The 17,658-nt window shown below is 63.8% G+C and carries 17 protein-coding genes; 8 read left to right on the plus strand and 9 right to left on the minus strand.

Annotated elements, in window-relative coordinates; all coding sequences use genetic code 11:
- Nucleotides 1-3: 3 nt before the first annotated feature.
- The 4 genes from tssA (at nt 4) to tssJ (ending at nt 5,140) form a co-directional block, all read left to right on the plus strand.
- Nucleotides 4-1,581: a type VI secretion system protein TssA gene (tssA, locus tag PTE30175_RS04615; RefSeq protein WP_150696060.1), complete on the plus strand. Its 1,578-nt coding sequence runs from the start codon at nt 4-6 to the stop codon at nt 1,579-1,581.
- A 23-nt stretch (nt 1,582-1,604) separates the two neighbouring features.
- Nucleotides 1,605-3,404, plus strand: coding sequence for a type VI secretion system baseplate subunit TssF (gene tssF / locus PTE30175_RS04620; protein ID WP_150695886.1), 1,800 nt, complete (start codon nt 1,605-1,607; stop codon nt 3,402-3,404).
- Nucleotides 3,405-3,469: 65 nt separating this feature from the next.
- Entirely contained in the window at nt 3,470-4,495 is a 1,026-nt protein-coding gene (gene tssG / locus PTE30175_RS04625) for a type VI secretion system baseplate subunit TssG (RefSeq protein WP_150696061.1), read from the plus strand.
- Between the two features lie 42 nt (nt 4,496-4,537).
- Entirely contained in the window at nt 4,538-5,140 is a 603-nt protein-coding gene (tssJ, locus tag PTE30175_RS04630) for a type VI secretion system lipoprotein TssJ (RefSeq protein ID WP_150695887.1), read from the plus strand.
- Between the two features lie 23 nt (nt 5,141-5,163).
- On the opposite strand, the gene PTE30175_RS04635 is transcribed toward tssJ, so the two are convergent.
- The 5 genes from PTE30175_RS04635 to PTE30175_RS04655 form a co-directional block, all read right to left on the minus strand.
- Nucleotides 5,164-5,754: a hypothetical protein gene (locus PTE30175_RS04635; protein ID WP_224788599.1), complete on the minus strand. Its 591-nt coding sequence runs from the start codon at nt 5,752-5,754 to the stop codon at nt 5,164-5,166.
- A gap of 66 nt (nt 5,755-5,820) precedes the next feature.
- Nucleotides 5,821-6,741: a polyphosphate kinase 2 gene (gene ppk2, locus PTE30175_RS04640; protein WP_150695888.1), complete on the minus strand. Its 921-nt coding sequence runs from the start codon at nt 6,739-6,741 to the stop codon at nt 5,821-5,823.
- 85 nt (nt 6,742-6,826) lie between these two features.
- Nucleotides 6,827-8,086 carry an autotransporter strand-loop-strand O-heptosyltransferase gene (locus tag PTE30175_RS04645; RefSeq protein ID WP_150695889.1) on the minus strand — a complete coding sequence of 420 codons (1,260 nt, stop codon included), beginning with the start codon at nt 8,084-8,086 and terminating at the stop codon, nt 6,827-6,829.
- Between the two features lie 151 nt (nt 8,087-8,237).
- Nucleotides 8,238-8,687, minus strand: a complete 450-nt coding sequence (locus PTE30175_RS04650; RefSeq protein ID WP_150695890.1) for a YXWGXW repeat-containing protein — start codon at nt 8,685-8,687, stop codon at nt 8,238-8,240.
- Between the two features lie 141 nt (nt 8,688-8,828).
- Entirely contained in the window at nt 8,829-9,698 is an 870-nt protein-coding gene (locus tag PTE30175_RS04655) for an MBL fold metallo-hydrolase (protein ID WP_150695891.1), read from the minus strand.
- Between the two features lie 70 nt (nt 9,699-9,768).
- Between PTE30175_RS04655 and PTE30175_RS04660 the strand changes: the two genes are divergently transcribed.
- On the plus strand, nt 9,769-10,221 hold the full coding sequence (locus PTE30175_RS04660; RefSeq protein ID WP_150695892.1) for a YeeE/YedE family protein: 453 nt from the start codon (nt 9,769-9,771) through the stop codon (nt 10,219-10,221).
- A gap of 2 nt (nt 10,222-10,223) precedes the next feature.
- Nucleotides 10,224-10,643: a YeeE/YedE family protein gene (locus PTE30175_RS04665; RefSeq protein ID WP_150696063.1), complete on the plus strand. Its 420-nt coding sequence runs from the start codon at nt 10,224-10,226 to the stop codon at nt 10,641-10,643.
- A gap of 98 nt (nt 10,644-10,741) precedes the next feature.
- On the opposite strand, the gene PTE30175_RS04670 is transcribed toward PTE30175_RS04665, so the two are convergent.
- Together PTE30175_RS04670 and PTE30175_RS04675 are read right to left on the minus strand one after the other, a co-directional pair.
- Nucleotides 10,742-12,076 carry an MFS transporter gene (locus PTE30175_RS04670; RefSeq protein ID WP_420819606.1) on the minus strand — a complete coding sequence of 445 codons (1,335 nt, stop codon included), beginning with the start codon at nt 12,074-12,076 and terminating at the stop codon, nt 10,742-10,744.
- Nucleotides 12,077-12,276: 200 nt separating this feature from the next.
- The gene (locus tag PTE30175_RS04675; RefSeq protein ID WP_224788600.1) at nt 12,277-12,936 is read right to left on the minus strand and encodes a GNAT family N-acetyltransferase; all 660 of its coding nucleotides are present in this window, start codon (nt 12,934-12,936) and stop codon (nt 12,277-12,279) included.
- A 605-nt stretch (nt 12,937-13,541) separates the two neighbouring features.
- On the opposite strand from PTE30175_RS04675, the gene PTE30175_RS04680 reads away from it, so the two are divergent.
- A complete protein-coding gene (locus tag PTE30175_RS04680) occupies nt 13,542-13,835 on the plus strand; it encodes an H-NS histone family protein (protein WP_150695894.1) in 294 nt (97 codons plus the stop codon).
- 106 nt (nt 13,836-13,941) lie between these two features.
- Here PTE30175_RS04680 and PTE30175_RS04685 read toward each other — a convergent pair whose 3' ends face one another.
- The gene (locus PTE30175_RS04685; protein ID WP_150695895.1) at nt 13,942-15,213 is read right to left on the minus strand and encodes an ATP-binding protein; all 1,272 of its coding nucleotides are present in this window, start codon (nt 15,211-15,213) and stop codon (nt 13,942-13,944) included.
- On the minus strand, nt 15,210-15,926 hold the full coding sequence (locus PTE30175_RS04690) for a response regulator (protein WP_150695896.1): 717 nt from the start codon (nt 15,924-15,926) through the stop codon (nt 15,210-15,212). The genes PTE30175_RS04685 and PTE30175_RS04690 overlap by 4 nt, the downstream gene beginning before the upstream one ends.
- A 349-nt stretch (nt 15,927-16,275) precedes the next feature.
- Here PTE30175_RS04690 and PTE30175_RS04695 point away from each other — a divergent pair, with 349 nt between their 5' ends.
- Nucleotides 16,276-17,637, plus strand: coding sequence for an MdtA/MuxA family multidrug efflux RND transporter periplasmic adaptor subunit (locus PTE30175_RS04695; RefSeq protein WP_150695897.1), 1,362 nt, complete (start codon nt 16,276-16,278; stop codon nt 17,635-17,637).
- The last annotated feature ends 21 nt before the right edge of the window (nt 17,638-17,658 follow it).

Raw genomic sequence — 17,658 nt, forward strand, 5'->3', positions numbered from 1 at the left:
GTGATACTCACCAAACTTCTGAGCGCGCTGTTCGGCGCGCGCACACCGTCAGATCTGGCTCGTTCGGCGCAATCGCGCTGGGACGACTGGTTGCAGCCGATTGGCAGCGCCACGCCGGCCGGCGAAGACCTCGCTTACGACGACGATTTCCTTGCCGTCAAGGACGAGGTCGCAAAATTCTCCGACATTGACGATACGCTGATCGTCGACACAGCGGAACGGTTGCTCAAGCACCGGGCGAAAGACGTCCGCGTTGCCGTGTACTACGTTTATGCCCGCATGCGTCGCGACGGCGCAGAAGGTGTGGCTTCCGGCTTCGAACTGCTTTCGGCGCTGATTGACCGCTTCGGCGATACCTTGCTGCCGGCGCGTGCCAGCACCCGCAAGGCGGCGCTCGAGTGGCTCGCCGGCAGCACGTTCGCGGACCGTCTCGATCGCGTGCAGGGGCTCTCCGCCACGCGCCTCGAACGCACGCTCTCGGCGCTTGCGCTGATCGCCGAGCGCACCGCGCAATGGCCCGAGGCCGCGCGTCCAGACCTCGATTCGCTGTTTGGCCGCTTCGAAGGCCGCCTGGAAACACCGCTGCCGCCCGACAGTGCGAATCATGAAGTCCTGTCGAGCTCGGCGCCCATCGTGGCCGCGCTGCCGGTACTTGCCGAAGTCTCGTCCACGCGTGAACTGCTCGAACGTGCGCGCCAGATGGCGCAGTTCCTGCGCAACCAGCCGCAGGGTTATCTGGCAGCCTATCGCCTGATGCGCTGCGTTCGTTGGGATACGCTGACGGAAGTGCCGCCCCATGAAATTGGCGGCAAGACCCGGCTCGTCGCGCCGCGCACCGAACTACGATCGCATCTCAAGCGCCTGATGTTGCAAAAGCAGTGGTTCGAGCTGCTTGACTCAGTCGAGTCCGCCTTCGCCGAGGGCGCCAATCACTTCTGGCTGGACCTGCAGTACTACGCGTTCAGCGCACAGGAGCAGGCGGACGGGGAATACGCGCAAGTGCGTGAGCTGGCCGCCACGGACTGCGCGCTGATGCTCGAACGGCTCCCGGGCCTTGAGCACCTCGCGTTCTCCGATGGGGCGCCGTTTGCCGACGATGCCACGCTCGAATGGATCGCGCGCCACGCGACAGTGCGCGACGTCGAACGCGGCGAGGCGGTGGCGCCGATGGCGGTTTCGTCGGCCGATGCCGACTGGGCGGAAACGGAAGCCCAGGCCACCGAACTGGCGACGCAGCAAGGCCTTGGCGAGGCGCTCGCCTGGCTGCAGCGTCTGCCCGCGCAAGACGGACAGCGTGACCGCTTTGTGCGGCAACTCGTAATGGCCCGCGTCGCCGAAGGCGCCGACCGGCCGGACATGGCGCTGCACCTGCTCTCGACGCTCGACACCGTCGCCCAGCGTTTCCAGCTTGCCGCCTGGGAGCCAACGCTGGCGTTCGAAACCAAACAGCACATGTTGCGTCTGCTCAAGATTCGCATCAACCGCAAGGACGCGGACAAGCCCGCGCTCGGTCAGCGCATCGACGCCTTGGTGGCCGAGTTGACCGCCATCGATCCATCGCGTGTCGCAACGCTCGCTTAACGACGCACTAAAACTCTCCCTCAATGAGCAACCCTACAAAAGACAACGAAATCCTCCGCTATTACGAAGCGGAAATGCGCTATCTGCGCGAAGCGGGAAAAGAGTTTTCCCGCGCCTTTCCCGACCGTGCGCGCATGTTGAACGTCGACCGTATCGGCGATCGCGATCCGCACGTCGAACGACTCTTCGAGGGCTTCGCGTTCCTGATGGGCCGCCTTCGCCACAAGCTTGACGACGAACTGCCTGAACTGACCGAAGGTCTGGTGAGCATGCTGTGGCCGCACTATTTGCGGATGATCCCCTCGCTGTCGATTCTTGAACTGATCCCGGCAGACGGCGCGTTGCAAAAACACGAGACGCTCGAGCCCGGCCTCGAAGTGATGTCCGACCCCATCGGTGACGACAGCATCGAATGCATATACCGGACGACGCAGGCAGTTGACCTGTATCCATTACGCTTGAGTGAAGCGAGCACATACACACGCGAAGACGGCCGCTCGGTGATTCGCATCCGGCTCGAAGTGCAACCGCAGGCGCGCCGCGAGCAGCTGGAAGTCCCCCGCCTGCGGCTGTATCTGAACGCCGACCGGCCGGTGGCGCTGGCGTTGTATGCGGCGCTCACGGCGGAGCCAGTGGCGGTGCAGGTGCGCATTCCCGGCTACCCGGAAGACCGTCCGGGCACAGCGCAACCGATGCCGGGCCTGCACCTCGAACCCGCCGGATTCGCCGCCCACGAGCGCCTGTGGCCCAAGGCCGACAACGCGTTCGGCGGCTACCAGTTGCTGCTCGAGTACTTCACGTTTCCGGAGAAGTTCATGTTCGTGGACATCGCCGGTTTGGACATGCAGGCGATCCCGCATGCCGCGCCCTATGTCGACGTGGAAGTCGTGCTGGAGAAGCCGTATCCGGACGACATGCGTTTTTCCGCCGACAACCTGCGCCTGTTCTGCACGCCGATCATCAACTTGTTCACGCTGGAAGCCGACCCGATTACCGCGACGCAGTTCGAAACGGAATATCGCGTTCGCGCCCTTGAGCAGCGCGGGGAGCATGTCGATGTGTATTCGGTGGATACCGTGCAGGGCTTCGAAACAGGTAAAGGCGCACGCTTCGAATATGCGCCGTTTGCCGCGTTCCGCCACCGCGGCGGCATGCTGCGCCACGAAATGCCGGAACGGTATTTCCATACGCGCATGCGGCGCAGCCCATCGGGCCGGTTCGACACATGGGTGGTATTGGGCGGCCACGCGTGGGAGCGCCGGGAGACGCTGCCACAGGAAACGCTGTCGCTGTCGGTCACGGGCACCAATGGCATGCTGCCGCGCAAGCGTTTGCGTGAGGCCGGCATCACGCGCATGGGGGGCGGCTTCACGAACATTGGCGCGGTGCGCAACCTGTGCGCACCCACATTGCCGGTGTACCCGCCGACCGGCGACCGTTTCCAATGGCGCGTGCTGTCACATCTCGCGCCGAACTATCTGTCGTTGCTCGATGTGGAAATCCTGCGCGGCAGTCTTGCGCTCTACGACTGGACCGAGGGCGAACTGAACCGGCGCCGGATCGAGGCGATTACCGAGGTGCGTCATCGCTTGCTGCAGAAGCTCGTCAAGGGCGGACTGCAGCGCGGGGTTGAGATCGAGGTCACGCTCGACAGCACGGCGTTCGCCGGCGACGGCGATATCGAGCTGTTCGGTGGAATGCTGAATCGCTTCCTCGGCTTGTACGCAACGTTGAACCTGTACACGAAGCTCGTGATCGTGGCGCAGCCGACCGGGCGGCGGATTGAATGGCCCGATACGAATGGAGAAGGAGCACCGTTTTGAACGACATGCGTGGGCTGGCGCCCGAACGGGAAGGCGCGCGGGCGCTGGCGAACGATGTGGGCCCGATGCTGATGCCCGTAATCCTTGACAACGCCACGCGGATGAATTTCTTCCGCTTTTGCGAACTGATGGAACTTGCGGCGCCGGATTGTGCGCCCATCGGCACCACCGATTCACCTGCGGCCGAGCCGGTGCGCTTTCGCTCGCGCGCGCGGCTCGGGTTTCCGAACCGCGAAATCGATGCGATCGAATACGACGGCGAAAACGGGCCGACGTCTCCCGTGGTGCGCACGACGTTTCTTGGGCTGTACGGTGTCGACGCACGCATGCCGTCGTACTTCCCCGACGAGATTGCGCAGAACCGCGAAGGTGCCGAGCCGCTGTCGGCATTTCTCGACATCTTCCATCACCGGACCATCACGCAGTACTACCGCGTGTGGCGCAAGTACCGCTACCCAGCCGGCTTTCGGGCCGATGGAACCGACGAAATATCGCGCTATCTGCTGAGTTTCGCCGGGCTCGGCATCGGTCATGCGGAAATCGGGAAAACGGTCGGTACGCGCAAACTGCTGTCGATGCTCGGCCTGGCGAGCCAGAAAACCCGCACGGCCGAAGGGCTGGCGGGCGTACTGCAGCACGCGGTTCCGGATGCGAGCGTTAGCGTCGAGGCGTTCTATCCGGTGTGGATTCCCGTAGCGGACTACCCGCCGACGGCGCTGGGAGAGAACTGCCTGCTCGGTCGCGGATTCCATGACCGGGCAAATGCGGTGCGCATCGTATTTACGCCGCAAACGCGCGAATCGGTACTTGGGCTGATGCCGGGACGGGACAATCACCGCGAGGTGATGGCGCTGCTGCGCTTTTATCTCGGTTACGAAGCGCAGGCGCATCTGGATATGCACGTCAGCCCGGAACTGATGCCTGCACAGGTACTCAATTCGGATCAGCTTCGTCTCGGTTACACGACCCAGTTGCCGATACCTGGCGCACAACACACAGCGGACGTGCCCGGAACGGTCACGCGCGTGCAGATTGGCATTTGGACAGGCGGTACTACCGGGCACGTTGCCAACCCGCGCAAGGCGCACTGACACATTGAATCATGGCTATGAAACACGAAGGAGATCAGCAGGATGATGCGAAAGCTTCAAATCGGCGCGGCAGCATTCGTCATCCTTACTGCCGCAGGGTGCGGCGTAGGGCAGGCGGTGAAGGACAACACGGTGGACGCAGCGAAGTGGGCGTTCACGACGCAGGTCAAGACGATGAACGTGGATCTCGTCAGCCGGTCGTCATTAAACGCAAACGGCGCAGGGCGCTCGTTGTCGACGGTGGTGCGGATCTATCAGCTGAAAACGCCGCAGACGTTCGAGCAACTGGACTACCTGCAACTGCAGACGAATGATCTCGATGCGCTGAAGCCGGATCTGCTGGCGACGAAGGATGTGGTGCTGCGACCTGATGCGCGCGCAAGCATCCGCGAACCGATGAACAGCGAGGCGGCGTATGTCGGTGTCGTCGCGTTCTTCCGAGATGCGGGCAAGGCGTCGACGTGGAAGATCGTGGTGCCGAAGGCGCAGTGGAAGAAGGCCGATCCGGTGAGGATCGATGTGCTGGACAACACGCTGGAACTGGTGGGGGCGAAGCCTGCACCGGTCAAACGTGCCGCGCCACAGCAAAGTGTGCCGAATCTTTCGAAGCCTGACCCTGCGGCCGCGAAGGCCCTCGGCGCTTAGCGGGAATACGTGAGCGGCGTGTTTCAGTGCGACGGTGCACGCAACACCACCGGATCGGGTCTTTCGACGGTGGGGTAGGGTAACGGTGCCCGTCCGGGACGCACCACCGTTTGGTTGACGACGTTTTCCACGTCAGCCGTCTGCCCGAGCGAACGGATCAACGCCGCAGTCGGAAAGCCGGGGGCGACGCAGCCTTGCACGACGACGATGCGCCGCTGGAAGGTCAGCCAGAGCGATGTCGACGTGCGCCACGGCATCGTGCCGGACAGGCTGTCCAACCTGCGCTGGGCGCTCGCGGCAATCTCGGTGTCGTAGGCATAGCTGTTCGGCAGGCGGCACCGGCCTTCAAGCCAGCAGCTGTTGCCTTTCTCGGCACGATGGTGGGCGTCCGCAATCCACTCGGCACGCCGCATGGCCGGGCCAAGCGGCACGGGACAATCGGGCACGGCCGAGGAAATGTGGAGAAACGGATCGTGACCGTAATTCTGGATGTCCGGCTCGGCGGCGCTGGATCCACCGTTCGCGGCAAGGCCGAAACCCGCGACGCACAGGGCGGCGTAGGTCATCGACATGCGGCGTGAAGGACTGCTCAGTGGGAAAGTCGTCATTCGCATGGAGGACTCCGTGAACGGAACGCCCGGCCGGGGTAACGTCCGCGCGAACGGTTCGCGCAAATCCGCTCAATAGACTTCCGGCACGACCATCTGCGGCGGCACCGGATTGCGCGCATAGTCTTCGGAGCGGGCGCGCTCCGGCAGAACGACGGGCGCATGGTCGACGTCGTGGTACGGCACTTGCGACAGCAGATGGTGAATGCAGTTCAGTCGCGCACGTTTCTTGTCGTCGGCCTGCACCACCCACCATGGCGCCTCCTCGATGTGCGTGCGTTCGAGCATCACTTCCTTCGCACGCGTATAGCTCTCCCAGCGGCGGCGGCTCTCGAGATCCATCGGGCTCAGCTTCCATTGCTTGAGCGGGTCGTGAATGCGCGACAGGAAGCGCGCCTCCTGCTCTTCGTCGGAAATCGAGAACCAATACTTGATGATCTGGATGCCGCTGCGCGTGAGCATCTTCTCGAACTCCGGCGCCGAACGGAAGAACTCTTCGTATTCGTCGTCGGAACAGAAACCCATCACGCGTTCGACCCCGGCGCGGTTGTACCAGCTGCGGTCGAACAGTACGATCTCGCCGGCGGCGGGCAAATGTGCGACATAGCGCTGGAAATACCATTGGGTACGCTCGCGGTCGTTCGGCGCGGGCAGGGCGGCCACGCGGCACACGCGCGGATTGAGCCGCTGCGTGATGCGCTTGATCGCACCGCCCTTGCCGGCCGCGTCGCGGCCTTCGAAGATCACGACGAGACGGTGACGATTACGGATCACCCAGTCCTGCAGTTTGACGAGCTCGCCCTGCAAACGGAACAGCTCGCGGAAATAACGCACGCGCTCGCCGCGTGCGGGATCATCGAGATCGGTCAGTCCGGGCAGGTGCCGGTCGTCGATCTCCATTTCAAGTTCTTCGTCGTAGCTGTCGATCAACTCTTCCCGCAGGCGACGCTGCATGGCGTCGTCGAGCGGAGCGTCAGGCGTGCGATGGGTCATGGCATCGGTTCCGGTCGATGGAGGCGCGCCGGCGCGGACTCGCTCATGACGGTTCGCGCCGGAATCATTGAAGTATGCGACGATTTTATGACAGTTCGATGGGCGCGGCGCGCGCCCATGCCGCCCGGTGGGCCGGCGGCGACCCGGGAATGCGCTCGATGGCTGACATGACGGCCGCAGGCGTGATTGCGCGCGTGCACTCGAACGCACGCGGCGTGCCGGCGTGACGTGGACACCAGTGAAAGTCCTGGTGCTGGTAGCGCAGCGCCGGATCGTGCCAGCAGCCGGTGCATACCGTGGCGTCGATCACGCGATACGGCGTGGCGAATTCGTTATGTGGCAGCGTGAAACCCGAAATCAGCACGACCGGCGTGCCCATCGTCCACGCGAGCCATGACAGCCCGCTCGACAGGCCAATGAAGAACTCGGCATGCATCAACCAGCGGGCGCGTTCGACGAGCGGGCGCTCGCCGGTTTCGTCTTGCGCGCCGCATGGCATGTCCATCCAGAAATCATCCTTGCCGTGGCGGTGTTTCTGGTCGATGCACACGACCCGGTAGCCGCGCGTGCGAAGCTGCTGCACGATCTCCGTCCAACCGTTTTCATGATTCCAGTATTTGCAGCGCGCCGTACTCTGCACGGCGATACAGACGTAGGGTTCGGCCAACGGGCGCGAGACTTCCGGCAACGCCGCGCGTGCGGGCTGTTCGCGGGTGTCGACGCCGAGGATGTGCGCAGCCGCGAGATGCAGGCCGGTGCGCCGGAAGTCCCCGGGCTGGTGGGTGCAGCCGCCATCGTCGAAGAACAGGCCGACGTTGTAGGTCGCGTAATACTCGCGGCGCTCGATTCTGTCCTGCGGCACAAAGTCGACGTGCGGGTAGGCGTCGCGGAACAACGCAGCGATATCGGGCGGCATCACGCAAGCGAGTCGGCAACCGTGGGTTTCCTGGAAGCGGATCGCATAGGGCAGCCAGCCGAGCGTATCGCCGAGCGTGCCGACCGGAAACTGCACCAGTACCTTCTGGCCGCGCGCGTCGTACCGGTGTTCGAACACCACGACGTCATTGAGCCAGATCGTGATGCCGTACGGCACGAAATATTTGACGGGACTGCGAACGATGCCGGACGCGAGCGCTTCCTCGCGTACCACGGAACCGTCGCGCAGATCGGTCAGGCGGACGCGCCACCGCAACGGTTGGCCGAAATCGGGAATGACCACGCGGCAACCGTCGTTGAAGTCGAAGCGCAGGCCGGCCGGGCCGACCTGGGTCGGCAGCAGCGCCGGCGCGAGGAAAACCTGATGCGGCGACTGGGGGAACGGCGAAGCGGCGGAGGTTGCGGACATGGCGGTACAAGCGGCATGGAACCTCGCAACCCCGCGCTGGCGTTGCCGTGCGAGGGTGCGGTGGGTAATTCCGCTACCTTACCAGCGTCGCGGCCGCGTCATCGACCGGCAACGCCCGACAATCCGCCTTTATTCGATGAATGATCGACGGTCAGTACCGGAAACCCGGCCCCGGACCCTCGTTTCGTCCTCGATCGTCGTGGCCGCGCTCATCATGTCGGTCTCCGCGGTGTTCGTCACGGCGATCGTCACGGCGCTCGTCGCGGCGTTCCTCCCGACCGCGCGGTCCATGATCCTGATCCCAACCGCCCCGGTTGAGTTCCCAACCTCGCTCGCCATGATGCCAGGCCGGTGCGCGGTACACGTAACCCGGACGTTCCTGCTCCCAATGCCCTTCACGCCAGACGTGGCGTTCGCCCACCCAGTCCCAATAACCCGGCGCCCAGATATACCCGTAGCGCGGCGGTGGAACCGGTTCGACACGCGGCGGCGGCGGCTCGCCGATCGTGATCGAAACGCCGACCTGCGCGTGCGCGGGCGTTAGCGCGAAGCCGCCCAGCGTTGCTGCTGCGAGTGCAATGGAGATTGTCAGTTTTTTCATGATCGCCCCCTTTTGTGCGATGGCTTCAAATACAGTTTCACTCTAAGAGGGGCCCGGAAAAAATCGAAGGAAATAGTCGTAAGAAAATGTTCGAAGTGTTGTTTTTGTCGCCGGGAAAGCGAATGAGTTGCGGATGCTCACCTATAGCGCGTTGACGGGGATCTTGAGGTAGCGCGTGCCATTGGCTTCCGGCGGCGGCATGGCGCCGGCACGGATATTGACTTGTACGGCGGGCAGAATCAGCATGGGCATGTCGAGCGTGGCGTCACGCGCTTTGCGCATCGCCACAAAGGCGCTTTCGTCGATGCCGTCATGCACGTGGATGTTCGCGCGGCGCTGTTCGGCGACGGTGGTGACCCAGGCCGCCTCGCGGGAAGCGGGCGGGTAGTCGTGGCACATGAAAAGACGCGTATCGCCAGGCAGTTCGAGCAGGCGGCGAATCGACCGATACAGGGTATGCGCGTCGCCGCCGGGGAAATCGCAGCGTGCGGTGCCGACATCCGGCATGAACAACGTATCGCCCACGAATACCGCATCGCCGATGCGATACGCCATGTCTGCCGGCGTATGCCCCGGGACAAACAACGCCTGGGCTTCGAGCGCGCCGATCGTGAACGTTTCGTTGTCTTCGAACAGGTGGTCGAATTGCGACCCGTCCATCGACATCTCGGCGTCGAGGTGGAAGAGCTTCGTGAACACGCCCTGCACCTGGCGGATCTGCGCGCCAATGGCGATCTTGCCGCCGACGGCCGACTGAAGATGGTGCGCCGACGACAGATGATCGGCGTGCGCATGCGTCTCCAGAATCCAGTCGACGGTCAACGCGTGCTCGCGCACGAACGCGAGCACGCGCTCGGCGGAGCCGGTGTGTGTGCGGCCGGCCTTGGGATCGTAGTCGAGCACCGGGTCGATAATGGCGGCGCGCCCTCCGGGCCTGTCGAAGACGACGTAAGTGACGGTCGACGTCCCGGTATCGAAGAACGCCTCGATATGCGGACTCGTGCGTTGCATGGCATACTCCTTCAAAATAATTTATGGTTATATCTATATTATATATTTGTATAAGGAAGATTTTCGAGTTATGACGCTGGACACCCTTCATTTCACGCCGCTGACTGCCATCGCCGGCGGCGTTCTCATTGGCGCGGCGGCGGTCTGGCTGATGCTCGCCAACGGCCGCATCGCCGGCATTTCCGGGATTGTCGGCGGTTGGCCAACCGCGGCGGCAGGCGATCGCGCCTGGCGCGTGGCGTTCATGGCGGGGCTGCTGCTGGCGCCGTGGGCCTGGCGTCTGGCCGCTGTCGCCCCCGACATGCAGATCGATGCCGGTTGGGGCGTATTGGCGGCCGCCGGGCTGCTGGTCGGCTTCGGGACGCGGCTGGGCAGCGGCTGCACCAGTGGTCACGGCGTTTGCGGCTTGTCGCGCCTGTCGTGGCGCTCGCTTGCGGCAACGCTGTGTTTCATGGCCTCGGGCTTCGTCACGGTGTTCGTGGTGAGGCACCTCTTGGGCGTTGGTGCGGGAGGTGCGGTATGAGTATGAAGAAGCTCGTTTTTGCGTTTGCCGGCGGCCTTGTGTTCGGCGTTGGCCTGCTCGTGTCCGGCATGGCGAATCCTGCGAAGGTGTTGGGATTCCTGGATTTGACGGGTCGATGGGATCCTTCGCTGGCGTTCGTGATGGCCGGCGCGATCGCCGTGGGGTTGGCGGGCTTTGCCCTTGCCCGGCGGGGGACGCGCGCCTGGACCGGAGAGCCGCGCCATTGGCCGGTCAAGCGTGGCGTCGACAGGCGCCTCGTCGTCGGCAGCCTGATGTTCGGCGCCGGCTGGGGGCTGGCAGGCATTTGTCCCGGCCCCGCACTGGTGCTGCTCGGCGCCGGTGCGGCGAAGGGCGCCCTGTTCGTCGTGGCGATGGTCGTCGGCATGGCGATTCACACCGGGGTCACACGGGGCAATACGTAACGTTGCCAGACGTTACGTAACGTCGGGACGTGCCGGGATATGCCGGGATATGCCGGGATATGCCGCCCTATGCTGCTTGGCGGCGCCGCTGGCGCGCCTTACTGCCGCCTGGCGAGTTCCATGCCCGCGTCATGCGGCAGACGTAGCGTCACGGGGATAGAGAGTACCGAAAAGAGGCCGATGACGAGAAATGCGGGCAGGAAATCGGCCACGCTCAGTCCGCCGTGGCCGGACAGCCGGCTGCTCACCTGTAGCACCATGCCGGCCACGGTGACCCCCAGGCCGAGCGACAACTGCTGCACGACACTGGCGAGGCTCGTTGCACGGCCCGCGTCGGCCGGCCGGATGTCCGCGTAGACAATCGAGTTCAGGCAGGTAAATTGCAGCGATGGGAAAAAGCCGCCCATGGCGACCACCAGCAGCATGACCAACACTGGCGTGCTTTGCGAGAACATGCCATACGAGGCGAGCGCGATGCCCGCCAGCGCGGCGTTGACGATGAGCACACGGCGAAAGCCGAAGCGCGCTAGCACCGGGCCGGCAATCGCCTTCATGAAGATCGCGCCGAAGGTCGACGCGCACGTGATCATGCCCGACTGGAACGGCCCCATGCGCAGCCCTTCCTGCAAGGCGAGCGGCAGCAGAAACGGCACCGCGCCCAGGCCGATCCGGAACAGCGAGCCGCCCACCACGCTCGCGTGGAACGTAGGAATGCGCAGCAGACGGAAATCGAGCAGCGGCGTCTCCGTACGATTTGCGTGCCGCCAGTATCCGTAAAGGCTTAGGGCGCCGAGCGCGCACATGGCTGCAACGACCCGGTCGTCGGCCTGATGCTCGCCGATCAACGCGAGACCCAGCATCAACAGGGCGCTGCCGACGGCTGACAGTACAAAGCCCCTGACGTCAAGCGGACCGGCGTCGCCGCCGCGTTCGTTATCGATGTATTTGCTGGCCAGGTAAATGCCGAGCAGGCTGACGGGGATGTTGATGAAGAAGATCCAGCGCCAGTGCAGGTAGGTGGTGATCGCGCCGCCGAGCGGCGGACCGATGACGGGACCGAGTAGCGACGGCATCGTGAGATAGCCGATGGCCTTGACGAGGTCCGCCTTGGGCACGGCCCGAAAGATGACAATACGCCCGACCGGCACCATCATCGCGCCGCCGACACCTTGGAGAAAGCGGGCGAGGACGAAGGCCGAGAGGGTCGTGGCGCAGGCGCACAGGATCGAGCCAACCATGAAAATGCCGATCGCGGTCCGGAAAACGGAACGCGCACCCACCCGGTCGGACACCCAGCCGCAGACCGGAATGAAGATGCCTAGCCCGACGACGTAGGACGTGAGCGCAAGCTTGAGCGAAATCGGGTCTTGATGAAGATCGCGCGCCATGGCCGGCAGCGACGTGGTGATCACCGTCGCGTCCATGTTTTCCATGAACAGCGCACAGGCGACGATAAGCGGAATGATGACAGCGCGTGGCACGAGCGGGGGGCGGCAGGTGCAAAGATTCGCATTGTCCCACGCCTGGCGCGCTCACGCGTAACAAATAGCAGCTTAAAACAGCATTAGATGACGCGCGCGGCGACTGAAACAGCATGGTATGCGTCCGGATCAATCGCCATGCGCTTGCGGGATTATTCCGATGGGCCGGTAGCCGACGCGGCGAGCCGATACAGCACATGCCGGCGCAGTCGATGGCCGGGCGGCACCAGAGGATGCATGAAGTCTTCCCCGACGCAATGCTGCATGCCGATTCGTGTCATCACGGCGCGAGAGCGGGCATTGGCCGGCACGGTAAACGACACGAGGCCGGGCAATCCCAGCGCACCGAAGGCGAATTGGGTCACCGACCGCGCAGCCTCCGTGGCGTAACCGGCGCCCCAGAAGGGACGCGCCAGCCGCCAGCCGATTTCCACCGCCGGTGCAAACGGCACGTCGTACCCGACACGCATCAGCCCGACAAATCCGGCAAACGGGGTTACCCCCGGAATCTCGAGCGCCCAGGGACCGTAGCCGTGCGTGTCGAAATGGCGCTGCAGGCGCTCGGCCACCGCGTCGCTTTGGGCGCGGTCGAGTGTAGTGGGAAAATAACGCATGACTTCCGGATCGGCATTCAGCCGTGCAAATGCCGGCAGGTCGGAAGCGCGCCATAGCCGCAGGACGACACGGTCCGTCGCCGCAGGACATGGCAGTGCGCCAGGCGATGCGCCGTCCGGCGTTGGGTCGCTCGGAAATGGTGGGGCGGAGAAGACAGGGGACATGGGCGCGGCCGGGATCGTCAATCCAAAAATCATACCCTATCAGGCGAATGCCCCGCCGGTAACGGCTAACCCGAATTCAACCCGCTTTTGCCGAGATGTCTCATGCACGCGGAGATTCATCCGATTGGAATCCGCATGAATAATCGTACTAATAAAAAGTACAAATTGACGCGTGATCGGCAGTTGTGCCGCATCATGCGGGATATTCTCCCACAAGTGCCCCGGGAATGACATTGTTTTACGTATACGTCACGGATCTCGTCAATTGTCTCCATTAAGTGGATCCGGCTCGGGATTCTCCTTCACCGCCGCTATGTGGGTTGAATCCGAAAACTGGCGCCACAGGCACGGCGCCGTGGTGAATATTCGTGATCGTGTATTGGCGGGTATGACGAATGCACCGGTATTCTTTCGGACGCTTCCCTACAGTGGTTTGCCATTGGCAGAATGCGCCAAATTGGGGAATTGTGGAGTCCTGAGAAGATGAAAGCCGGAACAAGGTGGATTGGGGCCGTCAATTGTTGCGGAACCGTAGGACTTTTCTGCAAGCGACTCACGCGATGAAAATGCTGTTTTCAATTTTTTAAAAGACGTGCTATTTTAAGTGGCATTTTTTTAAACCAGAAAGGAATCGCCAGATGGCAAGCTATAAGGAACTCGTCGCTCAGCGCGAAAAGATCGAAAAGCAGATCGAGGAAGCGCGCGCCAAGGAAGTCGCTCAGGTGATCGCCGAAGTGAAGCAGAAGATTCGCGATTACGAATTGACTGCCAAGGATTTGGGACTGTCGACTGTTGATGGCCGCCGCCGTGCCGCGCGCACCCCGCTCGCTGCGAAGTACATGAATCCGGCAACGGGAGAAACGTGGTCGGGTCGCGGCCGCGCGCCGAAGTGGATTGGCAAGACCAAGGAAAAGTTCCTGATCAAGGCATGATGACCGGCGCGGCGGCCTGCCGGCAGTGCGTTTCGCGAGGAATGCGCCGTGAGCGGGCCGTGCCAATGCCGCCGCCCGACGCCGCCTGCGCAGCGTACACCGCCCCTCAGGCCTCCGAGGCCGTCAGCGGAAAGTGCAGCGTGACGCGAAGCCCGCCTTCCTGCCGGTTCACGAATGTCACGCGGCCGCCCAATTGCTGGGTGAGCTTGTCGACAATCGCCAGTCCCAGCCCGCAATGGGCGTTGCCGCCGCGTGCCGGATCCAGGCGAACGAACGGCCGGACAATCCGGTTCAGATCGGCTTCCGGAATCCCGGGGCCGTTATCCTCCACGCTCAATTGCCAGCCTTGTGCATCGTGTTTCGTGCGCACGATCAGCGGCGCGCGGCCGTACGTTACGGCATTATCGAGCAGATTATTCAGAATCCGTTCCAAAAACGTCTGCTTCAGGCGGAACGTCGGGCCTGCGTGCAGATCGAGTTCGATGGCGTGTCCCTGGTCGGTGAAGGGTTGAATCACATAAGGCAGCCGCGACTCGACCGATGTCGGCAGGCCGTCCGATTCCACGCCGCGCGCGAATAGCAGGAATTGATCGACGATACGCGCCATCGCTTCGGCATCCCGGGTGATGCCGTCGCTCATTTGTGGGTCGTCGAGCATTTCGGCGCGCAACCGCAGCCGCGCCAACGGCGTCTTGAGATCGTGCGCGATGCCGGCGAGCATGGTGTTGCGTTCGCGGTCCGTTTGCACGATGTCGTTGCTCATCCGGTTGAAGCGTTCGGTCAATTGACGCAGTTCCAGCGGCCCGCGTTCCTTGACCGGCGTGCGGGTGCGGTGCGTCGCCAGATGTTCGGCGGCCGCGGCCATGTCGCGCACCGGGCGTTGCAACTGCCATGCGGCGAACAGCGCGAACACGACCGTGATGCCGATCACGACGGCCAGTCCCGGCAGAATCGTCGCCGTTCCGGGCGGACTGCGGACCGACAGGATGGGGGTGGCGATCCAGTAATTGTGATCGGGCAGGCGCGCCCAGATGCGAGGCGGCGGCGTGCGCTCGATGCGCAGCTCCGTGCCGGGCGGCAATCGACGTGCAAGCTGGACCGTCAGGCGTTGGGCCTGATTGGCGGGCTCGAACTCGTCCCCGTGGGCAAGGTGGGCCGGGACCACCTGGACGAGATCGGGCAACGTCAAGGAGGAGCGGCCGTCATGGACTTCGGCGGCGCTCTTGATGAGGAACGCCATCTGGTCTGCGGCGTTCTGGATGCGGGTGTCATCGCGATCGCTGCGCAGAATCGTCAGATACGAGAAATGACTGATGACGAGCGCCGCGATAATCAGCAGCGCGAGCCGGCCGAACAGGGTGTCGAAACGCCGTTTCATGCTGCGGAGTCAGCGCGTTTGCCGTCCGGCACAAAGATATAGCCGCGGCCGCGCACGGTCTGGATAAAGCGGGGGTTCTGCGCGTCTTCGTCGAGCAGCCGGCGCAGACGCCAGATTTGCACGTCGATGCCGCGGTCGTTGACGTCGCTGTCCGCGCCGTACAGGAGTTCGATGATCCGTTCGCGCGAGAGCACTTGCATCGCATGATTGACCAGCAGGCGCAGCAGGCCGTACTCTCCATCGGACAACGTCAGCAGCTGATTGTCACGCGTCAGGGTGCGGCTGCGGAAGTCGAGCGAGAAGGGACCGAACGCATAATTCTCGCGTTGCTCCGGCACGGCGGCGTCGGGCGTCTTGCGGCGGCGCAGCACCGCATTGATACGCGCCAGCAGCTCGCGCGGGCTGAACGGCTTGCCCAGGTAGTCGTCGGCGCCGATCTCGAGACCCACGATGCGGTCGATTTCGTCGCTGCGGGCGGTGAGCAGAATCACGGGAACGTCGTCGTTGCGGGCGCGCAGGTCGCGCAGGGCGGTGAGGCCGTCGACCTTCGGCATCATCAGATCGAGCACGATCAATGCCGGACGTTCGCGTTCGAGCCGTGCCGCCAAGCCGTCGCCGTCATGCATCACGGCCACCGAAAAGCCGTGTCGGCTGAGGTATTCGCGCAGCAGGTCGCGCAGATCGGGATCGTCGTCAACGACTAGGATTTTCATGGGTGTGGACTCGGCACGCGTCAGTCGGGCCGAAAACAGGCCCCGGTACCGTCATGATAGAGGGTGACGGGCCAATGCGCCGCACGATATGTTTCCAGACATTACAGCCTCGCCCACCCGTAAACTGGCGTAATAATTGACGGCGGGCCGATAACATATGGGCGCGCGGCCGCCCTTATGCTTGAAATGCGAAGGGGGATGCCGCGCAGAACCCGGAAAAAGCAGGGCTGCGAACCGTTGGCACGACCAGACGGTCCTTAGCGTCGAATTCGGCGCGGCGTGACGCGCCGCCCCGTCTGTTATGCTGGCTCATCGCCCGCCCCGATTAACTTGTTTGCAAGAGGAACACATGACCGTCAACGGTCCTCACGGCGCTGATCAGCCGCCATCGTCCACATCGCCGACTCCCGCCGCCCCGCCTCCCGGCCGGCCCGAGCCGCCGCGCGGCGGCCGAGGCAAGCGCTGGATCGTCGGTGGCGTGTTGATCCTGATCGTGGCCAGCATTGCCGGGACCATCTATTATCGTCTGCATCAGCCGGCGGCGAATGCGCAGGGGCAGGGCGGCGGCCGTCGCGGTCCCCCCGGCGGCCCGGGCGGGGCAGGGGGCGGCGCGCCAGCCACGCCCGTCACGGCGGCGCCGGTCACGACCGGTGACCTGCCCGTCTACCTGAATGGTCTCGGCACGGTCACGCCGGCGGCAAGTGTGATTGTTCACTCGCGCGTCGACGGCCAACTCATGAAGGTCCATTTCACGGAAGGCCAGATGGTCAAGGCGGGCGCGCTGCTGGCCGAAATCGATCCGCGTCCGTTCCAGGTGCAGGTCACGCAGATGGAAGGGCAACTCGCGCGCGATCAGGCCTTGCTCAGGAATGCCCGGCTCGATCTCGCGCGCTACCAGACGCTGATGCAGCAAGACTCGATCGCCAAGCAGACGGTCGACACCCAGGCATCGCTGGTGCATCAGTACGAAGGCACGGTCAAGGCCGATCAGGGGCAGCTCGACAATGCGCGGCTGCAATTGACGTACGCCAACGTCACGGCCCCGGTCAGCGGCCGCGTCGGCCTGCGCCAGGTGGATCCGGGCAACATCGTGCACGCTTCGGACACGAACGGCATCGTCATCATCAATCAGGTGCAGCCGATCTCCGTGCTCTACACGATGCCCGAAGACAACCTGCAATCCGTGCTCGGCCGCATGAACGCCGGCGAGCCGCTGCCCGTCGATGCGTTCGACCGCGCCGGCAAGAACAAGCTCGCGGCCGGCAAGTTGCTGACGGTGGACAACCAGATCGATACCACGACCGGCACCGTCAAGCTCAAGGCCGAGTTCGCGAATGAGAACGGCGCGCTGTTTCCGAACCAGTTCGTCAACGTCAAGATGCTCGTCGACACCCTCAAGGGCGCCACGCTGATTCCGGCGGCCGCGGTGCAGCGCGGCACGCAGGGCAGCTTCGTGTATTCGGTGCAGCCGGACAACACCGTCAAGTTGAAAGTGGTCAAGCTCGGCGCGACCGACGGCAACCACGTTGCGGTGGAGTCGGGCGTCGCCGCCGGCGAGCAATTGGTCGTCGACGGGCTCGACAAGCTGCGCGACGGTGCGAAGGTCGAAGTCATCACGGCGGCCAGCCGCAATGCCGCGATTGCGCCGCGTCAGCCCGGCGAACGCCGCAACGGCCAAGGCGGTCAGCGCCATGGCCAGCAACCGAAATGACGGCCCGGCCATATCGGCATG

The organism is Pandoraea terrae, from assembly GCF_902459695.1.
GTDB lineage: Bacteria > Pseudomonadota > Gammaproteobacteria > Burkholderiales > Burkholderiaceae > Pandoraea > Pandoraea terrae.